Annotated in this window: 1 pseudogene; it reads right to left on the reverse strand. The window is 51.2% G+C overall.

The window, feature by feature from the left end:
* Positions 1 to 62: 62 nt before the first annotated feature.
* Positions 63 to 1,344 (reverse strand): annotated as a pseudogene (locus J07HQW2_RS03210) (RNA-guided endonuclease InsQ/TnpB family protein).
* Between the last annotated feature and the right edge of the window lie 151 nt (positions 1,345 to 1,495).

Raw genomic sequence — 1,495 nt, forward strand, 5'->3', positions numbered from 1 at the left:
TGACATCCTCCTCGCGGAAACGGCGAGGCTTCCCGTACCGCAGATTTGGGATATTTGCTGGTTTAGGATCTACCCTGTTCTTGAGGGACTATTTCACCCGTTGATGTATCGAACAAGTAGACCGATGGCTGTGCCAGACAGCCGTTATCCCTATCCTGTGACGGACTCGGGCTTATCTTTTGTCTCATATTCTCTGCGCCGTTACAGTCTGCGTTGGCTACCAATTCGCAGGAATCACATACGTACAGACCACGCTCAACCCGGTTGCTATCAGCGGAGTCACCACACTCACAGCACGTCTTCGAGGTATTCCACTCATTTTCTTTCAGTACCTCAACACCGTGTTCTTCGCCCTTGTAGTCGAGATACTGATACAGCCGGTCGAACGCCCACGCCCACGTATGAAGCCATTTGTTCGCTGTTTTCCCGAAGTCTTCAGATCGTACATCTTCGGGCCAACCAACAACAACTGTACTAACAGTTCGATCTACACACTCGTTGATAATCTTCTTCGAGAGAGTGTGGTAGAAATGCGTCTCACGACGGATGCGTTTCTGACGTGATCGCTGAGCTTGTTGTGACGGGCCATTCTCACCTTCGGTGGCGTATTGTATTCCTGTTGGTGAAAGTAATGGTTGTCCTGCTTGATCGGATTCCCAGGATACAGCACGTATTCATCGGGAAAGGCGACGGCAGCGATATTCGATACACCAAGGTCAACACCAGCCACACCATCTCCGGATGTGTCGGGTGTCTCTATCATCTCTTTACAGACAAACTGAACGTCCCATTCGTCGCCGTTCCAGACAGCCCGCACGTTCTGAACAGTATCGACCGCTTCAAGATCGACATCGTTGCGGGTGTCGGATTCACAGAACACAAAATCAGAACGCCCATCTTTCAGGTTTGTACCCTTGCTGAGTCGCACCTGATTGTGGTCGGGATCATGCTTGAAGCCATTAGATTTGAACGTTACAGTTGACCGTGGTCGGGTCGGGTGTTGTACTCCTTTCGGTAGCCGGGTCCGGGTGGGTTTGCTGTCTCGTTCTCGTCTGTGTGTCGCACGTCAAACCACGACTGGAAGGCGTCTGCCAATTCTTCAATGATTGCCTGAGTTGAGAAGGCGTTGAGGTTCTTCCAGCATTTGGGGGTTTTCATATATGCTTTGAGTGAGGCTCCGTCAGGTATCTCACCGATTGCATCCCACACACGGTCGGCTGTCCACCGTGCGACGTTCCAGATTTTCGAGGCAGCATCCCCATCCCCGAGCGAATGCAGATCATCTCGCACCTGTTGCTGGTTTGTGATATGACCACCGTAGGTACGAGTGACCTTAATCGCCATACATAGTGTAGGGTGTTGTCTTATTTACTGCTACCGAGGTGAGAATATCCGGTAGGTGTCTCATAAGTGTTTGCTACAGATTCATGTCGGATTCACGCCCGGCGTGAACGCCGGGATTCTCCTTGTTACAGATAGTACCTCACCGAGCTGT

Source organism: Haloquadratum walsbyi J07HQW2, from assembly GCF_000415985.1.
GTDB lineage: Archaea > Halobacteriota > Halobacteria > Halobacteriales > Haloferacaceae > Haloquadratum > Haloquadratum walsbyi_B.